Source organism: Mycobacterium sp. 663a-19, from assembly GCF_035616495.1.
Taxonomy (GTDB): Bacteria; Actinomycetota; Actinomycetes; order Mycobacteriales; family Mycobacteriaceae; genus Mycobacterium.
Genome location: NZ_JAPJAV010000001.1, coordinates 679,208 through 700,882 on the forward strand (window position 1 = coordinate 679,208; position 21,675 = coordinate 700,882).

Sequence of the window (21,675 nt, forward strand, 5' to 3'; positions counted from 1 at the left end):
CCGGTTAGGCCGTTTCGCCTCGGCTTTCTTACGGGTTCTCCTGCACGACGCATTGCACAACCCCGTTGGCCACGCGCGTGTCAAAGCCCGTCCGGGCTATTTTCTGTGCTTCCGCGGCGGGGGAGACACCGGATTTGAGATCCATCTCGATGAGTCCGACGAGCTGCAAATTTTGCGGGTCTGGTTGGGCCAGCGGGACTTCCTTGATGTTGCCCACGCAGCGGCGGTAACCGCTGAGGTCAGCGTGAGCGGGCGACGCCCCCATGAGCACAACCGGGGCGAATAACAGGACGGCGGTGGGCATGCCGGCCGCCGCGGCGACATAGGTGGAACGCATGCTTCGATAGTATCGCCGAGCATGCCGGAGGCAAAGGAAAATCGAGGCGCCCGCGCGGTGAGATGCCTTGCTGCGCAAGGGACTCCGTTTGGCAATTGGATTGCGGCGCAACGCTTTAGCGCTTTGCTGATCGCCAACGCTGCCTGGCGTAGGGCGAGCCCAAAACTGATGCGCTGCCAAAAATTTGCTGAACATTCGGTAAGACCGCGTGGCGGGGCGGGATTAGCCACGGTGCCGGCTCTAATGTCGACCCGATGAGCACCAAGTACTACCTGCAGAAGGTACCGGTCGAGTCCGTCCAGCCGGGCTTTTCGCTGGCCGTTCACCGTGACGGCGACTACCGCCTGTTCCAGGTGGAATGCACGCAGATGTCCCGGCGGGCCGGCCGGCCGGTGATGTTCACGCTCACCTCGGAGCCCGTCAACGGCGGCGATCCATGGGTGGTGGAGTGCGAAGAGGGCACCCCCGTCGTCCGGATCGTCGGCGTCTGTAAAGCCGCCTCCTGATCACAAACACTCATCAGCCGGGCTTGCTGGCGGCGACGAACTGCAACGCGCGCTGCGTGTGCTGTTCGACGTCGATTAGGCCGGCCGACGAGAACAGGTCGACAAAGGCCGTCCGGTCGAACATCGTGAGCCCGATCGCGCGCGCACCGACGGTCAGGACCTGCCTGATCGGGGCGACCTCGCGCGCGTAACTGGTGAGGATCGCGATGCGGCCCCCCGGCTTCAGCACCCGGATCATCTCGCGCGCCACCCGGAACGGTTCGGGCATCAGGTACAGCGCACCGAAACAGCAGACGGCGTCGAACGTTTCGTCGCCGAACGGCAACTTGCGGGCATCGCCGCGCACATAACATGTCTGCGGCCCGCTGTTGTCCAGCACGGCCCGGGTCAGCATCGGCGCGGAGATGTCGAATCCGACGGCCAGGCCGCCATCGGGCAGCTCCTCGGCCAGCGGCCCGGTGAAATTGCCTGGGCCGCAGGCGACGTCGAGCAATCGCCGCGCGGTGGACAGGCGCAGGGCCGACGCGGCGCGATGCTGCTCGGCGCGGTGGGTGACGCCGCTGGCAAGGTAGAAAGCGGTCGGGCGCCACAGCCGCTCGTACACGGTGGCAACGAACGGGCTGTTCATGGCGCGCTGGGCGATGGTGGGAACCGGGGCGCTCGTCGATTCGCCCAACACGTCGAGGAAACCGTGCCGCAGGACGGCGGGCTCGTCGAGGAGACCACGGGTCAACTCGACCGGATCCTGACTCATCTTGCTGGCTTTCGTTGGGCGGCGCGGGAGGACGCCGTCAGGCTAGTGGGCGGTGTCACCGGGCCGTTGGCCCGGGTGCGGCCGGGCTCCGCCCGCAGCGATCCTTGCCGGGGCCCGAGCCACCTCATAACCTGAGCTGGCGCGGTAGACGACGGCGACAAAGGGCTGGTCATGGCAAAACGGTCATCGGGACTCGAGGTCCAGTGGCCGGATTGACCGGTGCGCGGGTGGAAGAGCTGGCGGCGATGGACATCTTCGAGGGATGTCCCACCGAGGAGCTGGCCCCGCTGGCGGCGTCCGTCCAGCCGCTGCGCGCCGCGGCCGGCCAGGTGCTGATGCAGCAAGGGGAGCAGGCGGTTTCGTTCCTGCTGATCTCGTCGGGCACCGCCGAGATCAAGCACGTCGGTTCCGACGGCGCGGTGTCGGTCGGAGAGGCGTCCGCCGGCACGATCGTCGGCGAGATCGCCCTGCTGCGCAAGCGTCCCCGGATCGCGACGGTCACCACGGCCGAACCGCTGACCGGCTGGATCGGCGACAACGACGCGTTCACCAGGATGGTGCACATCCCCGAGGTGCTGCCGCGGCTGCTGCGCACCGTCCGCCAGCGCCTCGCCGCGTTCATCACCCCGATCCCGGTGCGCGTCCGCGACGGAACCGAGTTGCTGCTGCGCCCGGTCCTGCCCGGCGACGACGAACGCACGGTGCACGGCCACATCCAATTCTCCAGCGAGACGCTGTATCGCCGGTTCATGACGGCCCGCCTGCCCAGCCCGGCGCTGATGCATTACCTGTCCGAGGTCGACTACGTCGACCACTTCGTCTGGGTGGTGACCGACGGCAGCGACCCGGTGGCCGACGCGCGCTTCGTGCGCGACGAGGCCGATCCGGCGAGCGCCGAGATCGCGTTCACGGTTGCCGACGCCTACCAGGGCCGGGGGATCGGTAGCTTTCTGATCGGCGCGCTGTCCATCGCCGCACGCGTCGACGGGATCGAAAAGTTCTCCGCGCGAATGCTTTCCGACAATCTGCCGATGCGCATCATCATGGACCACTACGGCGCGGTGTGGCAGCGCGAGGACGTCGGCGTCATCACCACCGTCATCGACGTGCCGCGCCGGCGCGACCTGCACCTCAAGCGGGACATGGCCGAGCGGATCGAGCGCGTCGCCCGCCAGGTGATCGAAGCGGTCGGCTGATAGGAACGGGCATGCGGCCGTTCTGGATTGGCGTGGTGCTCGCCCTGCTGGTCACCGCGTGCGCTCATTCGCGCGCGCCGAAACCGCCGGGCCCACCCTCGTCGTCGGCGCACGCCGCGCCCGTCAACCCGGCCAACATCAAGCGGGTGGTGCGCGACCTGCCGCCCAACTACGAGGTCAGCACCGGCATTCCCGGCGCGGCGTCGCCCCGGGTGATCTGGAGCCTCGGGGCCGACGCGGCGGACATGAGGGCCAAGCCGGCGCAGTGCGCCGCCCTCGCCGACCCGGGCGACGGGCGCGACCAGTCCGCGCAGGGCCTGTCCGCCTCGGGCGCGGGCGGCATCGTCGACGCGATCGTCGTCGCCCTGCCGGGCCCCGTTGGCCTCGACCACAATCTGCTCGCGGCCTGCGGGCAGTGGACCATGACCGCCGGGCACACCACGGTCGGCGTTCACCTCACCGACCCTCCGCGGGTCGACGGCGCCGAAACGGTCGGCATGGTGGCCGATATCAAGTCCGCCGTCGAGTCGGGCGCCGAAATCGATTCGCGGACATACACATTCACCGCGTACCTGGGAAACTATTACGCGTTCACCACGTTGACCACCGACCCGGGCTCGACGGTGCCGGCGCTGCCACCGCAATTCGCCGCGGATCTGCTCGTCAAAACGGTGTCCACGTTACGCAGCTGAGCAAGGGTAGATTGGCCACGATGTTGAAGGTGGTGTTGGCGATCGCATCGGTGGGTGTGCTCGCCGGCTGCTCATCGGGTACCGATACCGCCTCGACGAGGGCCGATATCGCCAAGGTCTCCGGGGTGAAGTCGAGCTTCGGTCCCGAGTTCAAGGTCACCGACATCAGCGAACGGGCAATCGATCCCAAGTTCTTGTCCGCCCGCAAGCTGCCCGAGGGGCTCAACTTCGATCCCCCCAACTGCGCGAAAACGGCGCTCGGGCCGACGATGCCGCCGGACCTGCAGGGCAATATGGCCGCGGTGTCGGCCGAGGGCAACGGCAACCGATACGTCGTCATCGCGGTGGAAACGTCCAAGCCGGTGCCCGTCGAGGACCCGGGAAAGGACTGCGCCAAGGTGGCGTTCTCCGGGGGGCAGGTGCGCGGCGGCCTCGAGGTGATCGACGCGCCCCACATCGACGGGACGCACACGTTCGGGGTGCACCGCGTCCTGCAGGCGCTCGTCGGCAGCACGGCCCGCACCGGCGAGCTCTACGACTACTCCGCCCAGTTCGGCGACTACCAGGTGATCGTCATCGCCAATCCGCTCGTGGTGCCCGACCAGCCGGTCGCCAAGGTCGACACGCAGCGCGCCCGGGACCTGCTCGTCAAGGCGGTGACCGCGGTTCGGAGCTGACCGTGCTCAGCGGACGTCGCGGGGCCGGAACTGGATGCTGACCCGCGGACCGGTGGGCGACGACGTCTTGGGCACCGAGTGCTCCCAGGTGCGTTGGCACGACCCGCCCATCACCAGCAGGTCGCCGTGTGCCTGCGGCAGCCGCAGCGACGGGCCGCCGCCGCGCCGGCGCATCGCGAACGTGCGCGTGGCGCCCAGGCTCACGATGGCCACCATGGTGTCCTCGGAGCTGCTGCGGCCGATGGTGTCGCCGTGCCAGGCGACGCTGTCCGAGCCGTCGCGATAACAACACAACCCCACCGTGGTGAACGGCTCGCCGAGCTCGCCGGCGTAGATGTCGTTGAGCCGCACGCGCAGCCGCGCCAGCAGCGGGTGCGGCGGGTCCTCGACCGTGAGGTCGTGAAAGCTCACCAGCCGCGGGACGTCGACCACCCGGTCGTACATGTGGCGGCGCTCGGCCCGCCACGGCACCGTCGACAGCAGGGCTTGCAGCAGGTCGTCGGCATCCTTCAACCAGCCGGCCCGGACCTCGATGAAGGCGCCGTCACCGAGTTGTCTGCGCTCGGTGTGTTGGAACAGCGAGCCCTGGACCGCGATGCTCACGCCGGCCAGTCTATCGCACACCCGTTCGATCAGAAGGTGACCGGCTACGGTTTGAACTGTGGGTGTTGAGCTGAGCACCGATTCCGAGGTCGGCACGCTGCGCGTCGCCATCCTGCACCGCCCCGGGGCCGAGGTGCGGCGGCTCAACCCGCGCAACAACGACCAGCTGCTGTTCGACGGGCTGCCGTGGGTCGCCCGCGCGCAGGAGGAGCACGACCGGTTCGCCGAGCTGCTGCGTTCGGCCGGCGTGGAGGTGCTGCTGCTGTCCGACCTGCTGACCGAGGCGCTGAGCCACAGCGGGGCCGCCCGGATGCAGGGCGTTGCCGCCGCGGTCGATGCCCGCCGGCTCGGAACGCCTCTGGCGCAAGAGCTTTCGGCCTACCTGCGGGGCCTCGACCCGGTGCTGCTGGCCAACGTCCTGATGGCCGGGATGACGTTCAACGAACTCCCGCCCGACACCCGCACCGACGTGTCGCTGGTGCTGCGCATGCACCATGGCGGGGACTTCGTCATCGAGCCGCTGCCCAACCTGGTGTTCACCCGCGACTCGTCGATATGGATCGGGCCGCGGGTCGTGATCCCGACGCTGGCGCTGCGGGCCCGGGTTCGCGAGGCGTCGCTGACCGACCTCATCTATGCGCACCATCCGCGCTTCACCGGTGTGCGGCGCGCCTACGAGTCGCGCACCGCTCCGGTCGAGGGCGGTGACGTGCTGCTGCTCGCGCCCGGCGTGCTCGCGGTCGGGGTGGGCGAGCGGACCACCCCGGCCGGCGCGGAGGCGTTGGCGCGCAGCCTGTTTGACGACGACCTCGCCAACACGGTGCTCGCCGTGCCGATCGCCCAGAAGCGCGCGCAGATGCACCTGGACACGGTGTGCACCATGGTCGACACCGACACCGTGGTGATGTACGCCAACGTCGTCGACACGCTCTCGGCATTCACCATTCAGCGCACGCCCGACGGCGTCAGCATCAGCGATGAGACCCCCTTCTTGGAGGCGGCGGCCAAGGCCATGGAGATCGACAAGCTGCGCGTCATCGACACCGGCCTGGATCCCGTCGTCGCCGAACGCGAGCAGTGGGACGACGGCAACAACACGCTGGCCCTGCGCCCCGGGGTCGTCGTCGCCTACGAACGCAACATGCAGACCAACGCCCGCCTGCAGGAGGCCGGCATCGAGGTGCTGACCATCGCGGGCTCCGAATTGGGCACCGGCCGCGGCGGCCCGCGCTGCATGTCCTGCCCCGTCGCCCGCGACCCGCTTTGACAGCACCGCTTTGACACCGCCGCGAAACTGTAACTGCCGACGCATTTCTCGAGTAGCGCCGTCGTTAGTTGCAGTTTCGCGGCGACTGTGGCGGCTGTGAAGTCAGCGCCAGCTGGGCAGCCAGATCTCCATGTCCCAGGTCTGTTGCGAGATGGGCAGACCGGTGAGCACCGGGAACAGCCAGGCGAAGTTGGTCACCACCAAAGCGACATAAAAACTCACGGCCATCAGGCCCAGCGTCCGGCGCTCCGGGCTCTGACCCGGGCCTCGAGCCGCAAGAGGGGAGTAGAGGATGTCGCCGCAGATCAGCGCGATCCCCATGACCAGGAACGGCGCCATCGTCGCCGCGTAGAAGAAGTACATCTGCCGGTCGATGTCGGCGAACCAGGGCAGCCATCCCGCGCAGTAGCCGACCAGCACCACCGCATAGCGCCAGTCCCGCCGCACGACCGATCGCCACAGGGCGTACAGCAACACCGGCACCGCCAGCCACCACATCGCGGGGGTGCCCACCAGCATCTCGGCCTTCACGCACGACTGCGCCCCGCAGCCGGCCACGTTCTGCTGGTCGATGGCGTACAGCACCGGTCGCAACGACATCGGCCAGCTCCACGGCTTGGACTCCCACGGGTGGTAGTTCCCGGCCGAATTCGTCAGGCCCGCATGAAATTGGAAGGCCTTGGCCGTGTAGTGCCACAGCGAGCGAATGGCGTCGGGAAGGGGAACGACGGAGTGGGGGCCGATCGACTGGCCCACCTCGTGCCGGTCGATCGCGGTCTCCGAGGCGAACCACGGCGCGTAGCTGGCCAGGTAGACCGCGAACGGGATCAACGCCAGCGCGTACCCGGTGGGGATCAGGTCACGCCGGACCACCCCGCGCCACGGGCTGGTCACCTGGTACTGGCGCCGAGCCGCCACGTCGAAAGCCAACGACATCGCGGCGAAGAACAGCACGAAGTAGAGGCCGGACCACTTTGTCCCGCAAGCCAATCCGAGCAGGATTCCCGCGAGGAAGCGCCACCAGCGCACACCCAGCCGCGGGCCCCACACGGTTTCGCCGGTGCGGCCCTCCACGAGGGCGACGTGCATTCGCTGGCGCACCTGGTCCCGGTCGACGATGAGCGCGCCGAACGCGGCGACCACGAAGAAGCTGAGCAAGCCGTCGAGCAGCGCGGTCCGCGAGGTGACGAAGCTGACGCCGTCGCAGATGAGCAGCACCCCGGCGATGGCGCCCACCAACGTCGATCGGCTGATCCGCCGCACGATCCGCAGCACCAGCGCGACCATCAGCACGCCGAGCAGCGCCCCGGTGAACCGCCAGCCCACCCCGTTGTAGCCGAAGATCGCCTCGCCGAACGCGATCAGCTGCTTGCCGACAGGCGGGTGCACCACCAGGCCGAACCCGGGATTGTCTTCCACCCCGTGGTTGTGCAGCACCTGCCACGCCTGGGGGGCGTAGTGCTTCTCGTCGAAAACCGGTGTGCCGGCATCGGTCGGTGAGCCTAGGTTGATGAACCGGGTCACCGCCGCCAGCACCGCGATCACGCCGGTGACGACCCAGCCGCGGATGTGGTCGGTGAGCCCGAAATCGGCGACCGGGACCAGCGGGCCCGGGCTGACGACGGGGACGACGCGCTCCTGGAGGGCGCCCTCCACGTTCAGGGAGGTTTCGCGGGGCGGGGCGGACATCGGTGTCGATCGTAGGCTGTCCGTCATGTCCTACGGTCGCCTGTTGCTCGGTGCGACCCCGCTGGGCCGGCCGTCGGACGCCTCGCCGCGGCTGATCGACGCGCTCGCCGGTGCCGACGTGGTGGCGGCCGAGGACACCCGGCGGGTGCGGACCCTGGCGAAAAGCCTCGGCGTCGGGATCAGCGGCCGGGTGGTCAGCCTGTTCGACCAGGTCGAGGCGGCGCGGGTGCCCGCCCTGCTCGACGCGGTCAAGGCCGGCGCGACGGTGCTGGTGGTCAGCGACGCCGGGATGCCGGTGATCAGCGACCCGGGTTACCGCCTGGTGGTGGCGTGCGTCGACGCGGGGCTGCCGGTGACGTGCCTGCCCGGGCCCTCCGCGGTGACGACCGCGCTGGCCGTGTCCGGCCTGCCGTCGGAGAAGTTCTGCTTCGAGGGCTTCGCCCCGCGCAAGGGCTCGGCGCGCCGGACCTGGCTGGGCACGCTGGCCGACGAGCGGCGCACCGTCGTGTTCTTCGAGTCGCCGCGCCGGCTGGCCGCCTGCCTGCGCGACGCCGTCGAGGAGCTCGGCGGGGCGCGCGCGGCGGCCGTCTGCCGCGAGCTGACCAAGGTGCACGAGGAGGTGGTGCGCGGGTCGCTCGACGAGCTGGCCGGCTGGGCGGCCGGCGGCGTGCTCGGCGAGATCACCGTCGTGTTGGCCGGCGCGACCCCGCGCGCCGACCTGCCGTCGTTGGTGGCCGACGTGGAGGAGCTCGTCGCGGCGGGCGCCCGCGTCAAGGACGCCTGCGGCGAGGTGGCCGCCGCGCATCCGGGAGTGCGCTCGCGCCAGCTCTACGACGCGGTCCTGCGGTCACGCCGCGAGCCGGGCTAACCGACCGGCACCGCGCGGGGCAGCAGGCCGATGACCGGGGCCGCCTTGTGCAGGCATTCCTCCCATTCGGCGTCGGGATCCGAGTCGGCGGTGATCCCGCCGCCGACCCCCAGCACGGCGCCTCTCGCCGCGTCGAACTCGACGGTGCGGATCGCGACGTTGAGTTCGCACCCGGCGATCGGCGACGCCAAACCGATTGTGCCGCAATATATCCCGCGGCGACGCTGCTCCCAACTCGAAAGCAGTTGGCGAGCACGGTGTTTGGGTGTGCCGGTCACCGAGGCGGGCGGGAAGGCGGCGTCCAGCAGCGCCGACGTCGGCAGGTCGGCCCGAACACGCGCCGCCACCGTCGACACCAGGTGCCAGACACCCGGCGCGCGCCGCACCACCAGCAGCTCGGGCACGGTGACCGTGCCGGTGATCGCCACCCGGCCAAGGTCATTGCGGACCAGGTCCACGATCATGATGTTCTCGGCCACCTCTTTCGCCGAGGCCCGCAACGCGGACGGCCAGGCGTCCAGCGGCAGGGTGCCCTTGATCGGGCTGGACGTCACGACGCCACCCCGGCGCCGCAGGAACAGCTCCGGGGACAGCGACGCCACCGCGCCCCACGGTCCGGCCACGTAGGCGGCCCGGGCGGGGGAGGTGCGCGCGACGCCGTCGGCGAAGAAATCCAGCGGCTCCCCGGCGGCGGTTCCGGTGAATTGCGTGCACACGCACGCCTGGTAGACCTCGCCGGCGCGGATCGCCTCCAGGCAGGCGAGAACCCCGTCGCGGTGGGCCCCCCGATCGGGCGCGGCCCAGTCGATCCGGCAATCGCGCGCGGGCGCCGGCGGCGCGGCCAGCGCCGCGGTCAGCCAATCCGGTATCGGCGCCCCGGACAGGCTTTCGTACCACCAATGTCCGTCCCGGGCACGGCGCAGCAGGCAGTCCGTCCAGCCGCCCGCGGCCTCGGGGATCCGGTTCGGCAGGCCGTCGGCGGCCCCGTCGGGATAGGACAGGTAACCGACCCAGCCACCGCCCACGGCCCCGGAGTCGGGCGGCTGCGCGACCGACGGGACGGCGAACGCGTCGTCGACGCCGACCGGTCGGGCCGACAGGCTCGGCGCGATGACGGCCAGCGCGCCGAACCAGTCGCCGGTCAGCGCGGCCGGCGGCGGCAGGCCCAACCGGCACGCAGCGGCAGCCACGGCGCGCAGCACCGAGGGCGCGTCGCCGAGGTCGCCGAGCCGGTCGATTCGCACCGACCCAGCTTGACAGAACGCGCGACTTGCGCGCGCCGGGCCCGGGTCGTCAGCCGCGGCTGATGTCGCGAGCGGTCGCCAGCGCCACCAGCTTGTCCGGGTTGCGCATCACGTAGAAGTTGGTGATCTTGTCATCGGCGATCTCCAGCGTGATCAGGCCTTCGAGCCGCTCGCCGAGGTAGAACAACGCCGCGGGGGCGCTGTTGCAGGTCACCATCTCCACGCGCAGCGCCGCCGCGCCCCGGCGCATCAGCCCGGTGATCGCCCTGGCCACCCGCTCGGCGCCGACCACCGGCCTGCGGGCGGCGGAAACCTTGCCGCCACTGTCGGCCATCCAGGTGGCGTCCGGGGCGAGCATCGTCATCAGCGCCTGCACGTCGCCGCTGGCCGCGGTGGCCAGGAACTGGGCGGTGATCTCCGCGTTGCGTTGCGGGTCTATCCCGTCGAATCGCTTGCGCCGCGCCCGCACGTGCTCGCGGGCCCGGTGCGCAACCTGCCGCACCGTCGCGGCCGGTTTCCCGACCGCCGCAGCGATCTCGCCGTAGTCGAAACCGAACACCTCCCGCAGCACGAACACGGCTCGTTCGTCCGGGCTCAGCGTCTCCAGCAGCACCAGCATCGCGATCGAAACCGATTCGGCCAGAACGACATCCGTCGACGGGTCCCGATCGTCGGTCAACAGCGGCTCGGGCAGCCACGGCCCCACGTACTCCTCGCGACGACGAGCGTCGGCCCGCAGCGCGTTGAGCGCCTGGCGGGTGACCAGCTGGGCCAGGTAGGACTTGGTGTCGCGCACCGTCGCCAGGTCCACCCCGGCCCACCGCAGGTAGCTGTCCTGCAGCACGTCGTCGGCTTCGGTTGCCGAGCCCAGGATTTCGTAGGCGATGGTGAACAGCAACGGCCGCAGCAGGGTGAACCGTTCGGCGTGCTCACCGGTGGCGGTCATCGCAGTGCGACCTGCTCGCCGGCCGCCAGTTGGGCGGGCCGATTGCCGCCCTTGAGCCAGAAGTACGAGCCGGGCTTGGCGGCCTCGCGGCGGATGCCCCACAGCGTGCCCTTGCAGATCGCCTCCTTGATCGACGCCGCGCTGCGGCCGCCGACGACCACGTTCACCGGGGTGTCGTCGGTGCGCGCGAGCTGGAAGGCGCCGTGGGCGCGGCCCAGGCTGATGCACTGCCCGACGAACGCCTGGTTGAGCGGCGCTGGCTCCTCCCCGGCGATGCGGCTGAGCACGGTGTTGGCGGCCTGGGCGCCCAACGGCCCGGCGGCCTGGCAGCTCATCCGCAGCGGCCGGCCCGACGGCGCGGCCGCGTCCCCCGCGGCGACGATGCGCTCGTCGTCGACGCTGGTCAGCGTCTCATCGGTGAGCAGCCGGCCCTCGGCGTCGGTGCGCAACCCGCTGCGCGCGGCCAGGTCCGGCACGGCGAAACCGGCCGTCCACACCGTCACGGCGCTGGGCAGCACGACGCCGTCGGTGAGCACCACCGCGTCCCAGCGGACCTGGCTCACCGCAACGGATTCCAGCACGTTCACGCCGAGCTTGCGCAGGCGCTTGGCCACCGAACGCCGGCCCCGGTTGCTCAGCGACGGCCCGAGGATGGCCCCGCAGACCAGCGTCACCGGGCGTCCCCGTTCGGCCAGCTCGGCGGCCGTCTCGATGCCCGTCAGCCCGCCACCGACCACGGTGATGGGGCCGTTGGTGGGCAGGTCGGCGAGCGCGTGCCGCAGCCGCTGCGCGCTCTCGAAATCGGTTATCGAGTAGGCGAACTCGGGCGCCGTCGCGCCGGTGCTCCCGACGGCGTAGATCAGATAGTCGTAGGCCAGCTCGGCGCCCGAGTCGAGCAGGACCCGCCGGGCGCCGACCTCGATGCGGTCCACGGTGTCGACGATCAGCCGGATCCCGTCACCGAGCAGTGTGCCGTAGTCGGCGGTCGCGACGCCGGTGCCGGCGACCAACTGGTGCAACCGAATCCGTTCGACGAAGACCGGACGGGAATTGATCAGGGTGATATCGATGTCCGGACGCTGCCGCAAGTGATTCGCGGCCAGGGTTCCGGCGTATCCGCCGCCGACAACGACGACATGGGTTCTCTTGCGGGCGACCTCGCTCATTTGTGTCTCCTATTCTCGCGGGCCTAGTGCCCTTGAGACACCGCGGACCGGGCGGGTGTGACAGGCCGGGGCCGGATTGTGAGCTGTCTCACTGCCAGGTCGCGCTCGAAACCGTTCGTTTTCAGGCCGATCGGAACGTCGGGTGGGCCGGGTCGCGCATGATACGCTTCGCCATACTGATTGGGCCAGCCGCCCAGACGGGATATTTGCCCGACGTCGGAGGAGCCCGTGCCGCGCAGTCTGGATCTCGTCGTCACCTCCGTAGCCACCCAGCTGATGCAGGCCACGAGATCCACCGCGACCCAGGTCAGCGAAAAGATCCTCGAGCAGCTTGTCGAGCAATTCGACATGGACAGCAGCTTCCTGCGCCACAACGACCAGGAGATCCGGGCCTCGGTGTTGGTTGCGGAATGGCCGCCGCGAACTGACGTTCCGGACCCGGATCCCATCGCCGTCATCCACTTCACCAGCACCGACCCGGTGCTCGCCCAATGCGAGCGCAGCAGGAAACCGGTAGTGATGCGCGGCGAGCAGGATGGCGGTTTCCTGCAGCGCTGGCTGCACCGGGCCAACGGGCACCCCTCGCCCTCGGTGGCGGCCGCGCCCCTGGTCTCGGGCGACACGGTCACCGGCATACTCGGCTTCGTCAAGCTCGGCGCACGGAAGTGGAACCAAACGGAGATCAACACCCTCGAAGCCGTCGCCGCGCTGTTTGCGCAGCTTCAAGCCCGTCTCGCGGCCGAAGAAAAGCTGCGCCACCTGGCCGACCACGACGATCTGACCGGCCTGTACAACCGTCGGGCGCTCGTGGCGCATCTCTCGGAAAGGCTTGCGGAGGGAAGGACGGGGCCGGTCGCGGTCTTGTATCTCGACCTCGATCGGCTGAAGCCGATCAACGACTACCTCGGCCACGCCGCCGGTGACTGGTTCCTCAAGGTCTTCGCGCAACGCATTCGGGTTTGCGCGGGCCCTCAGAGCTTTATCGCGCGGTTGGGTGGGGACGAGTTCGTCGTCATCCCCGACCAGCCGATGTCGACCGGCACCGCGGAGTCGTTGGCCCGTCGGATGGGGGCGATGCTGCACGAACGCCTGGCCGTCGGGGGCTACATGATCACCCGCACCGCCAGCATCGGGCTGGCGATGGGCATACCGGGGCGTGACAACGTCGCCGAACTGCTGCGCCGTGCCGACGAGGCCGTGCTGACCGCCAAGCGCGGGGGCGGCAACCAGGTTGCGATGTTCAACGATGACATGTCGCTGAAAAGCGCCTTCCGCAACGACATCGAGCTGCATTTGCGAGGCGATATCGAGAGCGAAGCGCTGCTGTTGCATTACCTGCCCGAGGTCGACCTGTGGACGGGTGCCATCGTGGCCGCGGAGGCATTGGTCCGCTGGCGGCATCCGATCTGGGGGTTGCTGCTGCCGGATTCGTTCATCGGGGTGGCCGAGACGACGAATCTTGCGGCCGACCTGGGCCAGTGGGTGATGCGAAGCGCCTGTGCGGAATTCAGCCGGTGGCGGGCCAACGGTGTCGGGCAGAGCGCCGTGTTGCGCATCAACGTGTCGCCCGTGCAATTGATCACTCGGGGATTCGTTCGCAGTGTCGCCGACACCATCGACGAATTCGGCATCGACGGCGGATCGATCTGCCTGGAGATCACCGAGCGGGCCGTGGTGCACGACATCGAGACCACTCGCAAGACCCTGACCGAGCTCAAAGAGGTCGGGGTCCAGATCGCCATCGACGACTTCGGCACCGGTTACGCCGTTCTGTCGCACCTGAAGTCGCTGCCGGTCGACATGCTCAAGATCGATACCGGGTTCGTTCGCGACCTGGGCAACAACGCCGGCGACCTCGCCATAGTGCGGGCGATCATCGGGCTCGCCGAGGCCTTCGGCCTGCAGGTGGTCGCCGAGGGCGTCGAGACACCCGCTGCCGCACTGACATTGATGCAACACGGGTGCCACCGCGCGCAGGGATTCCTGTTGTCGCGTCCCGTTCCGGGCGATGCGATGGAGGCGTTGCTCGCCGCGCGCTGGATGCCGATGCCGTTCCTCGCCGACCGCGAGGCGTTGTCGTTGGGCGTGATCTGACGCACCGATGTTCGCTCCATCGATGAAACGTGTGCTGGCCGTTGCCCTGTGCGCGGTGACGCTGATGCTGGACGCGTGCGGCGGGCATCCCAACCCGGGGCCGTTTTCCGCGATGATCAGTCCGGCCATCCCGCCGAGCGTTCAAGCGATCGCCAACCCGCTGCGCGGACAGTACGAAGGTCTTTTGAATCCCCTTTTCCCGCAGGGCAATCCGGCCCAGCAGCGGTACCCGGCTTGGCCGGCGTCGTATGACGCGAGCCTGCGCGTGTCGTGGCGGCGGTTGCAGCCTACCGATCCGCGCACGCTGCCGCCCGACGCGCCGGACGACAGCAAGTTCGACTTCAGCGTCATCGACGACGCGCTGGCGAAGCTGTCCAGCCGCAACATGCGGCTGATCCTTCGCGTGTACGCCTACGACTCGTGTTGCAACGACTCCTATTCGGACAACGCGAACATCGCGATCCCCGACTGGATGCGCTCGGTGGCCACCAGCTACCCGGGGCCGCCGAACACGGCGGGGGTGACGCAGGTGGTGCCCGACTGGAACAACCCCGGCTACCTGGACGCCTTCGGACAGCTGCTGGCCGCGCTGGGCCGCCGCTACGACGGCGACGAGCGGCTCAGTGTTTTCGAGTTCTCCGGCTACGGGGACGCCAGCGGCAACGACATCGCCTATCTGCGTGATTCGCTGGGGGCGCCGGGCCCGTCGCCGGACGACAGCGTGTCGATGTTGGGGTATTACAGCCAGTTTCGCGATCAGAGCATCACCGCCGCGTCCATCCGGCGGCTGGTCGCGGCCAACGCAAACGCGTTCCCCCACACGCAATTGGTGGTCACGCCGCAGAACCCGGAGATCGTGCGCGAGTTGCTCGGCGACGACGTCACCAAGAAACTGTCCGCGCCGGTGGGCATCCGCGCGGATTGCCTGGGCGTGCAGGCGCCGTTGCCGGCCTGGGCCGAGGCCGGCGACTCACACTATGTGCGGTCCAACGATGCCGTCGTCAACGCGATCAAGCAGCGGCTGACCTCGGCGCCGGTGATCAGCGAATGGTGCCGGATGCCGAACGGAACCGACCCGCGCGCCTACTACGAGAAGGGCCTGCACGATGTCATCAGGTACCACGTGTCGATGACGTCGAGCACCAAATTCCCGGACCGGGACGCGACTTCGGCGATGGACCCCAACCTGTATGCGCTGTGGGCCCAGGCCAACGCCTCCGCGGGCTATCAGTACTCGGTGGAGGCGCGGCCGGGGTCGCAATCGATCCAGGGCAGGGTGGCGAGCATTTCGGTCGTCTGGACCAACTACGGCTCCGCGGCCGCAACGGAGCAGTGGTCGCCCGGCTACAAGCTGATCGATTTCTCGGGAGCCGTGGTCCGGACCCTGCCGGCGACGGTGAACCTCAAGACGCTTGTTCACGACGATTCCAGCCAATCGCGCGAGGAGGCGGTCCCGGCGCCGTCGACCGAGTCGGTGCGCGTCGACCTGACGGGCCTGGCGCCGGGGCACTACACGCTGCGCGCATCCGTCGACTGGCAACAGCACAAGCCGGGCGCGTCACACGTGGTGAACTACGCCCCGATGGCGTTGGCCCGGGACGGTCGCGACGGCTCGGGTCTGTATCCGGTTGCGACGCTGGATATTCCGCGCGAGTCCACGACGGCGAACGGTCGATGACCGCGCGCGTCAGCCGCGGTGCGATCCGCGCCGGCTGCGCACTAGGATGACCGCTGCGCCGACGACGGCCACGGCAAGCCACCCCGCGCCCAGCCACCACAGCCATCCCCAGCTCGCCGAACGCTCGGTCGGTGGGGCCGGATTGGCCGGGTTGTCTACGGTCACCGGATCCTGTCCGGGCATGGATATGATCGCCGCGCCTTTGAGGCTTTGCCAGCCCGCGGCATCGTGGTTGAGCCGTCGGAGAAGCTCGTCGAGCTGCCCGGGTGCCCCGGTGGACGTCGCGATCAACAGCGTTCGGCCGCGGTTCAACACCGTTTGAAGGGAAGCGAACGGCACCGGCGGGTCCAATGCGAGAGTGGTGGGTTTGCCCTCCGGCCCAAGGGCGTTGACGGTGATGGGCCCGGTGGATCCCGCGGACACCGGAAGCACGATGTCGGGGTGATTCCACCCATTGGCGGCGATCAGTATCGCGGGGCTTGGCGAATCGATCGCTTGTTGCACGCTCGTCACGGCGGTCTCGATCGGTATCGCGCTCATTCGCTGCAGGCCCACCATGATCGCGACGGCGCGCGCGGTGTCACTGAACGAGCGGGGCTCGATGCCCACCAGGACCCGGGGCAGCAGTGTTTGGGGCACCGACAGCAGGCCCGCGGGCACCGGCGGTTTGGCGGGGCTGCTCTGCACCGCGCTGTCGCCGTTGATGGTCAACGTGAGGAGCCGGTCCCCGGGCCCGAGGGCGGTGTAGTCCCCGCACGGCCCATAGTTCCCCGAAACGGTGAGCGTCACATCGAGACGGGTGTATCGCCCCAGCAGCCGATCCGGGACGTCGATCCAGCGGTCGATGAGGCCGCGGCCGTCGGTGGGCCACTGGTCGATGGTCTCCGATCCGATCGCTGCCGTGATCTGGCCGCCCATATTGGCCGGCGTGGGGGTGTAGGACCCCTGCAGATGCACCCGCACAGCGTGGATGGATCTGCCAAACCCGGTCTGGTTCAACGTGATCGATACCCGGGGCTGCAGCGTGGCGGACGTCAAGTCGGGCTGCCCCAGTTCGCGCAGCGTGGTGGTGTCGCCGGGCAGTCGGACGCTGGGCTGCAGCGATCCCACGACAGCCTTGGGGGCGAGCGCCAGCTGGGACAGGTCGTTGTTGAACAGCACGGCCGCGTCCGATTCGTCGGTTCGCCGCAGCGGTCCCGAGATCAGCAGCCAGGGGTGCGTCGTGCCTTGGATGGAAAGCCCGTTGCTCGGTCCCTCTTTGACGAGGATCTGGCGTTCCAGCGGTCCCGGCGGCGACGGCGGCGCCACCTGCCCTTCGGTCAGCGGGACCACGGCAATCTCGGGCAACTGTGAGCTGTAGTGCGTGGCCGCGGAGGCCGCCAGTTGAACCGCCGTGTCGGACTCCACCGTCGACGGCGATTGCGGCAGAAATATGGTCAGCTTCCGCAGCATTGGCGGCAGGAAGTGGGCCACCGTGTCGGGCGGCTGTTCGACCCCGGTGAACCTGACCGCCGCGTCGAACAAGCGCAGCGGGCTCCCGTGGTCGCACCAGTTGTTGCCCTCTGCCTGCTGCAGATAGGAACGCAATGTCAAGGCCAGGTAGCCGTTGGTCACTTCCGCCGCGCCCAGCGGGAGGACGATTGGCGCTCCGTCGGTGGTGGGCAGGTCCACCTTCGCGATCGTGCGGTCGCCCTGTGTGACGACCATCACTCCCGACCGCAGATTGAAGGGCGGTTGGACGGTCGCGTTCAGAGCGGCCGGTGCCAGCCCGCGCGGAACCGGCAGCGTCAGCGGCACCCAGCCTTCTTGGCCCCAGAAGGTCAGGATCGAACCGGACCCCAGGTCGGTTAACGGCAGGGTCATCGAGTCAGTCGGGGTGCCCGGCTCGTCGGGCGTACCCCACGACGGCGGGGCGCTCGCGGTCAAGATTGCGAACACACCGATCAGCGCAACGATGCCGCGCACACATCTCCCATGCATCACCGGAACAACTTCAGCTGGCCGCCACCGGGCTCGAGGCGCCAACGGCCGAGAGGGTCCCGGCCATCGCAGGGCGATGTTCCACCGCTAGCATGGAGGGATCATACATACTTTTTGTATGATGAGAGCGGTTACCGCCGATATAAGGTATCTAAGTATGTTGGGACAATCGGCCCGGTAAGGCCTTGAAACTCCGCCCGCCGAACGAAGGCACCTAAACTACATTCGAAGCGCCGCTCCCATGCCGTCCGATGAATGCCAACCGGTGGCTACTGGGACCGGCGGCCTGCAGATGGGGGCGTTTTCCGAGGAAGGCATCGCGAACGTGAAACACCATGCGCACGTCGGCGCAGCCGTCCCCGTTCCGGCGCTACACAAACCAGCCTTGCGGGTGCGATGACCGAACGTCCGACCGGCAGCCGAGCGGACACCACTCGGAGACAGATTCTGCGCGCCGCCGCGCACCAGTTTGCGCGCCGCGCCTACCACGAGGTCGGCCTCGACGACATCCTCGCCGAGGCCGAATTGACCAAGGGCGCCATGTATTTCCACTTCCGGTCGAAGCACGCCCTGGCGATCGCGGTCATCGAAGAACAGATCGCCACCGGTACCGCCGCGTTCGCAGACCTGTTCGCCCGCGAGCTTTCGGGCCTGGAAACCCTCGTGGACCTCGTCTTCTGGCTGGCCGTTGAGGACATCACGCAGGACGTGACCAGGGCATCGCTGCACCTGGTGGAGGCGATCGGGCGGGTGGAAGACCTGCACGCGACGCTGTTGGGCGGGTGGATCCAAACCTTCGCCCGCGTGGTGCAGGACGCGATTGCCGACGGTGATGTCGACGAAGGGTGCGATCCGGAGGATGTCGGGCGCCTCATCGTGTCGCTCTACCTGGGGTTGCGGCATACCAGCAACCTGGACGAACCGGAGCGGTTTCTCCACGATCTGGAGAAGAGTTGGGCCCTGCTGCTGCCCGGGATCCTGCGACCGGACCGAATCGATTACTTCCGGCAATTCATCGGCCGGCGCGCAGCACTTGCGAACAGCGCCACGACCGCCGGCGCAACTCACGACTAACCCCGTTAGGGCGGTTCGCTTACGCTTGACCCGCTGACCGGGGGAGGATGTAGGGCACCGAGGTTCGGCGTGTAGGCCGGTCCAAATTCCGGAGGTACAGCGGTGGCGCGCCAGGTTCGATCCGAGCTGACCCGGCGAAAGATTCTCGACGCCGCGATCGACGTGTTCATGGAGGTCGGGTACACCGCCGCCGGGTGGGGCACGATCGTCGAGCGCACGGGCATGACGAAGGGCGCCCTGTACCACCACTTCGATGCGAAGGAACCGCTGGCGTCCGCGATCATCGAAGAAGGCTCCGGCACGCTCCTCGGGGCCTTTCGCAATGTGTGCAGACCGGGTTCGCCGGCGCTCGAGAACATGATCCATGGAACGCTGGCGGTGGCGAACGTGCTCGGCTCGGACAAGACGGCCGCCGCGGCCGAGCAACTGGCCGCCGCCCTGAGCGGGTTCAATGAAACGGCTTCCGGCTTCTACGCAAACTTGGTGAACCAGGTGGCGGCCGAGGCCCGGCGGGCAATCACCGAAGGAGATCTGCGGGAGCACGTCGATCCGGAAATGGTCAGTGAGTCGATAATCGGCGCCATGTTCGGAACGCGGTTGGTGTTCAACGCGAAGTCCGGCAATGACGTGGCTGCGGGCGGCGGGCTCACCGGCCGGTTGACACAGATCTGGGAACTGCTGCTGCCCGGCATCGCGGTGGAAGCGTCGTTGTCATATTTCCAGCAATTCCTGCACCGCGAAGCGCTGCGCCATGCGAAGGTCGCGGTTGCTCGCGACGACGCCACGGTCGAGCCGGCGACCCGCTAGGTGCCCGCGCTTTTAGCGCTCGTCCTGCCACAACTGCTCGGTCAGGTCCTGGAACGTGGCGAGGGCAAATTGATCGTCCGCCCGCTTCATCGCGGACTTGCTCATCAGAGCGCGCACGACGGAGCCGTCCTTGTGCACCAGTTCGACGACCTCGTTCGCCAGGGCGTGGACGAGCGACAGTGGGGACTCCGCGGTCTGGGCCTGGCTGAAGATTTGGTGGAAGCCCAGCGACAAGACCTCGTCCGGCTCGTAGCCCACCATCTCCGCAAATGCGGTGTTGGTGAAGATGATGCTGCCGTCGTGCGCGACGGCCAGCACGGGAACCGGGATCCGCTCCAGCACGAGCGACGCCGGCAGTTCCTGCAACGTGGCCATCGGTGATTGGTCCTGTTGCCGATTACGTCGTCGGTCCACGCGCAGATTATGGCCGTAGCAGTGGCTGTGTGGGGAGCTTTCTCCCAATGCATTCGCAATTCATTCGCATGATCACTCGACGTCGGTGCTGGATGCTCGTCTCGTTCCCGGCACTGCGTTCCGCTCACTCGACTTCGGAAGGCTGGTAACGGGGGAACACACCCGTCGGCGCCGGCAGCACCGTGCCGGGGACCAGCCGCGCGTCGACGGCGGCGAATGCCCGCCGGTCTTCGCCCTGGCCCAGCAAGTCCAGCAGCTTGTTGGCCGATTCGGGCATGACGGCTTGCACGAGCAGCGCCGCGACGCGGACCGCCTCGCAGGTGGTGTAGAGGACGGTCCGGAACCGCACCTGATCGGCGTCGGACTCGCTCTTGCGCAGCACCCACGGCTGCTGGGCCGAAAAGTACTTGTTCGCCTCGCCGAGCATCAGCCAAATCGCCTCGAGGGCCAGGTGCATCGCCTGGGCGTCGAAGCTCGCGCGCACCCGATCCAGCAGACCCGCGGCCGTCTTCAGCAGTTCGGTGTCGGCGGCGGTGAACTCGCCGGGTTCCGGCACCACACCGCCCAGGTTCTTGGCCACCATCGACAGCGACCGCTGGGCCAGGTTGCCGAGCTCGTTGGCCAGATCGGCGTTGATCCGGGTGACGATGGCTTCCTCGCTGTAGCTGCCGTCCTGGCCGAAGGGAACCTCCCGCAGCAGGAAATAGCGCACCTGATCCACGCCGAACGTGTCGACCAGGGCCACCGGGTCGACGATGTTGCCCACCGACTTGCTCATCTTCTCGCCGCGGTTGAGCAGGAACCCGTGCGCGAAAACCCTTCGGGGCAGCTCGATTCCGGCCGACATCAAAAACGCGGGCCAGTACACGGTGTGGAACCGGATGATGTCCTTGCCGATCATGTGCAGGTCGGCCGGCCAGTAGCGCCGGAACAACTCGGAGTCGGTGTCGGGGTAGCCGGCCCCGGTCAGGTAGTTGGTCAGCGCGTCGACCCAGACGTACATCACGTGATCGGGGTGCCCGGGCACCTGCACCCCCCAGTCGAACGAGGTGCGCGAGATGGACAGGTCGCGCAGGCCCCCCGACACGAAGCTGACGACCTCGTTGCGCCGCACCTCGGGCGCGATGAAGTCCGGGTTGGCCTCGTAGTGGGCCAGCAGCTTGTCGGCATACGCGGAGAGCCGGAAGAAGTACGTCTGCTCCTCGGTCCACGTCACCGGGGCGCCGGTCTCGACGGCGACGCGGGTCCCGTCGTCGAGGAGCCTGGTTTCCGATTCGACGAAGAACCGCTCGTCGCGCACCGAGTACCAGCCGGAGTAGGCGTCGAGGTAGATGTCGCCGGCCGCCGACATCCGCCGCCAGATTTCCTTGGAGGCCTCGTGGTGGTCGGCGTCGGTGGTGCGGATGAACCTGTCGAAGGAGATGTTCAACCTCTCCTGCAACCGCTGGAACACGTCGGAGTTGCGCCGGGCCAGTTCGGCGGTGGGCAGCCCCTCGGCCGCCGCGGCCTGGGCGACCTTGAGGCCGTGCTCGTCGGTGCCGGTCAGGAAGCGCACATCGAAGCCGTCCAGCCGCTTGAACCGGGCAATCGCGTCGGTGGCGATGTACTCGTAGGCGTGCCCCAGGTGCGGTGCGGCATTGGGGTACGTGATCGCGGTGGTGACGTAGTAGGGCCTCATCGAGA

The 21,675-nt window shown here is 68.5% G+C and carries 20 protein-coding genes; 10 read left to right on the plus strand and 10 right to left on the minus strand.

All coding sequences use genetic code 11. From position 1 onward, the window contains the following. Window positions 1-28 precede the first annotated feature (28 nt). The gene (locus OQ968_RS03400) at window positions 29-337 is read right to left on the minus strand and encodes a hypothetical protein (protein ID WP_324674618.1); all 309 of its coding nucleotides are present in this window, start codon (window positions 335-337) and stop codon (window positions 29-31) included. A gap of 254 nt (window positions 338-591) precedes the next feature. Between OQ968_RS03400 and OQ968_RS03405 the strand changes: the two genes are divergently transcribed. Next, complete coding sequence (locus OQ968_RS03405) at window positions 592-843, plus strand: hypothetical protein (RefSeq protein WP_324674620.1); 252 nt, start codon at window positions 592-594, stop codon at window positions 841-843. Between the two features lie 13 nt (window positions 844-856). On the opposite strand, the gene OQ968_RS03410 is transcribed toward OQ968_RS03405, so the two are convergent. After that, window positions 857-1,597, minus strand: a complete 741-nt coding sequence (locus tag OQ968_RS03410; RefSeq protein WP_324674622.1) for a class I SAM-dependent methyltransferase — start codon at window positions 1,595-1,597, stop codon at window positions 857-859. Between the two features lie 245 nt (window positions 1,598-1,842). Here OQ968_RS03410 and OQ968_RS03415 point away from each other — a divergent pair, with 245 nt between their 5' ends. Genes OQ968_RS03415 through OQ968_RS03425 form a run of 3 tightly spaced genes read left to right on the plus strand, consistent with a single transcriptional unit; the run spans window position 1,843 to window position 4,162 of the window. Continuing rightward, entirely contained in the window at window positions 1,843-2,793 is a 951-nt protein-coding gene (locus OQ968_RS03415; protein WP_324675072.1) for a GNAT family N-acetyltransferase, read from the plus strand. An 11-nt stretch (window positions 2,794-2,804) separates the two neighbouring features. Then, entirely contained in the window at window positions 2,805-3,485 is a 681-nt protein-coding gene (locus OQ968_RS03420; RefSeq protein WP_324674624.1) for a DUF5642 family protein, read from the plus strand. A 20-nt stretch (window positions 3,486-3,505) separates the two neighbouring features. After that, complete coding sequence (locus tag OQ968_RS03425) at window positions 3,506-4,162, plus strand: DUF5642 family protein (RefSeq protein ID WP_324674626.1); 657 nt, start codon at window positions 3,506-3,508, stop codon at window positions 4,160-4,162. A 6-nt stretch (window positions 4,163-4,168) separates the two neighbouring features. Here the strand turns inward: OQ968_RS03425 and OQ968_RS03430 are convergent, their stop codons facing one another. After that, window positions 4,169-4,765 (minus strand): alpha-ketoglutarate-dependent dioxygenase AlkB, encoded by a 597-nt coding sequence (locus OQ968_RS03430; protein WP_324674628.1) that lies wholly within the window; start codon window positions 4,763-4,765, stop codon window positions 4,169-4,171. A 58-nt stretch (window positions 4,766-4,823) separates the two neighbouring features. On the opposite strand from OQ968_RS03430, the gene arcA reads away from it, so the two are divergent. Further along, window positions 4,824-6,032, plus strand: coding sequence for an arginine deiminase (arcA, locus tag OQ968_RS03435; protein WP_324674630.1), 1,209 nt, complete (start codon window positions 4,824-4,826; stop codon window positions 6,030-6,032). A gap of 102 nt (window positions 6,033-6,134) precedes the next feature. Here the strand turns inward: arcA and OQ968_RS03440 are convergent, their stop codons facing one another. Next, window positions 6,135-7,721, minus strand: a complete 1,587-nt coding sequence (locus tag OQ968_RS03440; RefSeq protein ID WP_324674632.1) for a dolichyl-phosphate-mannose--protein mannosyltransferase — start codon at window positions 7,719-7,721, stop codon at window positions 6,135-6,137. 25 nt (window positions 7,722-7,746) lie between these two features. Here OQ968_RS03440 and rsmI point away from each other — a divergent pair, with 25 nt between their 5' ends. Then, window positions 7,747-8,589 (plus strand): 16S rRNA (cytidine(1402)-2'-O)-methyltransferase, encoded by an 843-nt coding sequence (rsmI, locus tag OQ968_RS03445; RefSeq protein WP_324674634.1) that lies wholly within the window; start codon window positions 7,747-7,749, stop codon window positions 8,587-8,589. Here the strand turns inward: rsmI and OQ968_RS03450 are convergent. From OQ968_RS03450 to OQ968_RS03460, 3 genes are read right to left on the minus strand one after another with little or no spacing between them, the layout of a single operon-like run. Continuing rightward, window positions 8,586-9,833 carry an aminodeoxychorismate synthase component I gene (locus tag OQ968_RS03450; protein ID WP_324674636.1) on the minus strand — a complete coding sequence of 416 codons (1,248 nt, stop codon included), beginning with the start codon at window positions 9,831-9,833 and terminating at the stop codon, window positions 8,586-8,588. The genes rsmI and OQ968_RS03450 overlap by 4 nt on opposite strands. Before the next feature lie 49 nt (window positions 9,834-9,882). Continuing rightward, entirely contained in the window at window positions 9,883-10,779 is an 897-nt protein-coding gene (locus OQ968_RS03455; protein WP_324674638.1) for an RNA polymerase sigma-70 factor, read from the minus strand. Beyond that, window positions 10,776-11,945 (minus strand): NAD(P)/FAD-dependent oxidoreductase, encoded by a 1,170-nt coding sequence (locus OQ968_RS03460; protein WP_324674640.1) that lies wholly within the window; start codon window positions 11,943-11,945, stop codon window positions 10,776-10,778. Before OQ968_RS03460 ends, OQ968_RS03455 begins: the two co-directional genes overlap by 4 nt. 228 nt (window positions 11,946-12,173) lie before the next feature. Here OQ968_RS03460 and OQ968_RS03465 point away from each other — a divergent pair, with 228 nt between their 5' ends. Then, window positions 12,174-14,039 carry a putative bifunctional diguanylate cyclase/phosphodiesterase gene (locus OQ968_RS03465; protein WP_324674642.1) on the plus strand — a complete coding sequence of 622 codons (1,866 nt, stop codon included), beginning with the start codon at window positions 12,174-12,176 and terminating at the stop codon, window positions 14,037-14,039. Window positions 14,040-14,046: 7 nt separating this feature from the next. After that, window positions 14,047-15,717: a hypothetical protein gene (locus OQ968_RS03470; protein ID WP_324674644.1), complete on the plus strand. Its 1,671-nt coding sequence runs from the start codon at window positions 14,047-14,049 to the stop codon at window positions 15,715-15,717. A gap of 9 nt (window positions 15,718-15,726) precedes the next feature. On the opposite strand, the gene OQ968_RS03475 is transcribed toward OQ968_RS03470, so the two are convergent. Beyond that, on the minus strand, window positions 15,727-17,697 hold the full coding sequence (locus OQ968_RS03475; protein ID WP_324674646.1) for a hypothetical protein: 1,971 nt from the start codon (window positions 17,695-17,697) through the stop codon (window positions 15,727-15,729). Between the two features lie 396 nt (window positions 17,698-18,093). Between OQ968_RS03475 and OQ968_RS03480 the strand changes: the two genes are divergently transcribed. Together OQ968_RS03480 and OQ968_RS03485 are read left to right on the plus strand one after the other, a co-directional pair. Next, on the plus strand, window positions 18,094-18,771 hold the full coding sequence (locus OQ968_RS03480) for a TetR/AcrR family transcriptional regulator (RefSeq protein WP_324675074.1): 678 nt from the start codon (window positions 18,094-18,096) through the stop codon (window positions 18,769-18,771). Window positions 18,772-18,873: 102 nt separating this feature from the next. Further along, the gene (locus OQ968_RS03485; RefSeq protein ID WP_324674648.1) at window positions 18,874-19,578 is read left to right on the plus strand and encodes a TetR/AcrR family transcriptional regulator; all 705 of its coding nucleotides are present in this window, start codon (window positions 18,874-18,876) and stop codon (window positions 19,576-19,578) included. Window positions 19,579-19,590: 12 nt separating this feature from the next. Here the strand turns inward: OQ968_RS03485 and OQ968_RS03490 are convergent, their stop codons facing one another. Both OQ968_RS03490 and metG read right to left on the minus strand, forming a co-directional pair. Beyond that, on the minus strand, window positions 19,591-19,953 hold the full coding sequence (locus OQ968_RS03490) for a PAS domain-containing protein (RefSeq protein WP_324674650.1): 363 nt from the start codon (window positions 19,951-19,953) through the stop codon (window positions 19,591-19,593). Between the two features lie 163 nt (window positions 19,954-20,116). After that, window positions 20,117-21,670: a methionine--tRNA ligase gene (gene metG / locus OQ968_RS03495; RefSeq protein WP_324674652.1), complete on the minus strand. Its 1,554-nt coding sequence runs from the start codon at window positions 21,668-21,670 to the stop codon at window positions 20,117-20,119. Between the last annotated feature and the right edge of the window lie 5 nt (window positions 21,671-21,675).

Excerpts from the sequence above, each read along its gene's own strand:
- OQ968_RS03440 (WP_324674632.1), bottom strand. The coding sequence starts at position 7,721 with ATGTCCGCCCCGCCCCGCGAAACCTCCCTGAACGTGGAGGGCGCCCTC.
- rsmI (WP_324674634.1), top strand. The coding sequence starts at position 7,747 with ATGTCCTACGGTCGCCTGTTGCTCGGTGCGACCCCGCTGGGCCGGCCG.
- OQ968_RS03405 (WP_324674620.1), top strand. The coding sequence starts at position 592 with ATGAGCACCAAGTACTACCTGCAGAAGGTACCGGTCGAGTCCGTCCAG.
- OQ968_RS03415 (WP_324675072.1), top strand. The coding sequence starts at position 1,843 with ATGGACATCTTCGAGGGATGTCCCACCGAGGAGCTGGCCCCGCTGGCG.
- OQ968_RS03420 (WP_324674624.1), top strand. The coding sequence starts at position 2,805 with ATGCGGCCGTTCTGGATTGGCGTGGTGCTCGCCCTGCTGGTCACCGCG.
- metG (WP_324674652.1), bottom strand. The coding sequence starts at position 21,670 with ATGAGGCCCTACTACGTCACCACCGCGATCACGTACCCCAATGCCGCA.
- OQ968_RS03400 (WP_324674618.1), bottom strand. The coding sequence starts at position 337 with ATGCGTTCCACCTATGTCGCCGCGGCGGCCGGCATGCCCACCGCCGTC.
- OQ968_RS03480 (WP_324675074.1), top strand. The coding sequence starts at position 18,094 with ATGACCGAACGTCCGACCGGCAGCCGAGCGGACACCACTCGGAGACAG.
- OQ968_RS03460 (WP_324674640.1), bottom strand. The coding sequence starts at position 11,945 with ATGAGCGAGGTCGCCCGCAAGAGAACCCATGTCGTCGTTGTCGGCGGC.
- OQ968_RS03425 (WP_324674626.1), top strand. The coding sequence starts at position 3,506 with ATGTTGAAGGTGGTGTTGGCGATCGCATCGGTGGGTGTGCTCGCCGGC.
- OQ968_RS03490 (WP_324674650.1), bottom strand. The coding sequence starts at position 19,953 with ATGGCCACGTTGCAGGAACTGCCGGCGTCGCTCGTGCTGGAGCGGATC.
- OQ968_RS03470 (WP_324674644.1), top strand. The coding sequence starts at position 14,047 with ATGTTCGCTCCATCGATGAAACGTGTGCTGGCCGTTGCCCTGTGCGCG.
- OQ968_RS03455 (WP_324674638.1), bottom strand. The coding sequence starts at position 10,779 with ATGACCGCCACCGGTGAGCACGCCGAACGGTTCACCCTGCTGCGGCCG.
- OQ968_RS03475 (WP_324674646.1), bottom strand. The coding sequence starts at position 17,697 with ATGCATGGGAGATGTGTGCGCGGCATCGTTGCGCTGATCGGTGTGTTC.
- OQ968_RS03410 (WP_324674622.1), bottom strand. The coding sequence starts at position 1,597 with ATGAGTCAGGATCCGGTCGAGTTGACCCGTGGTCTCCTCGACGAGCCC.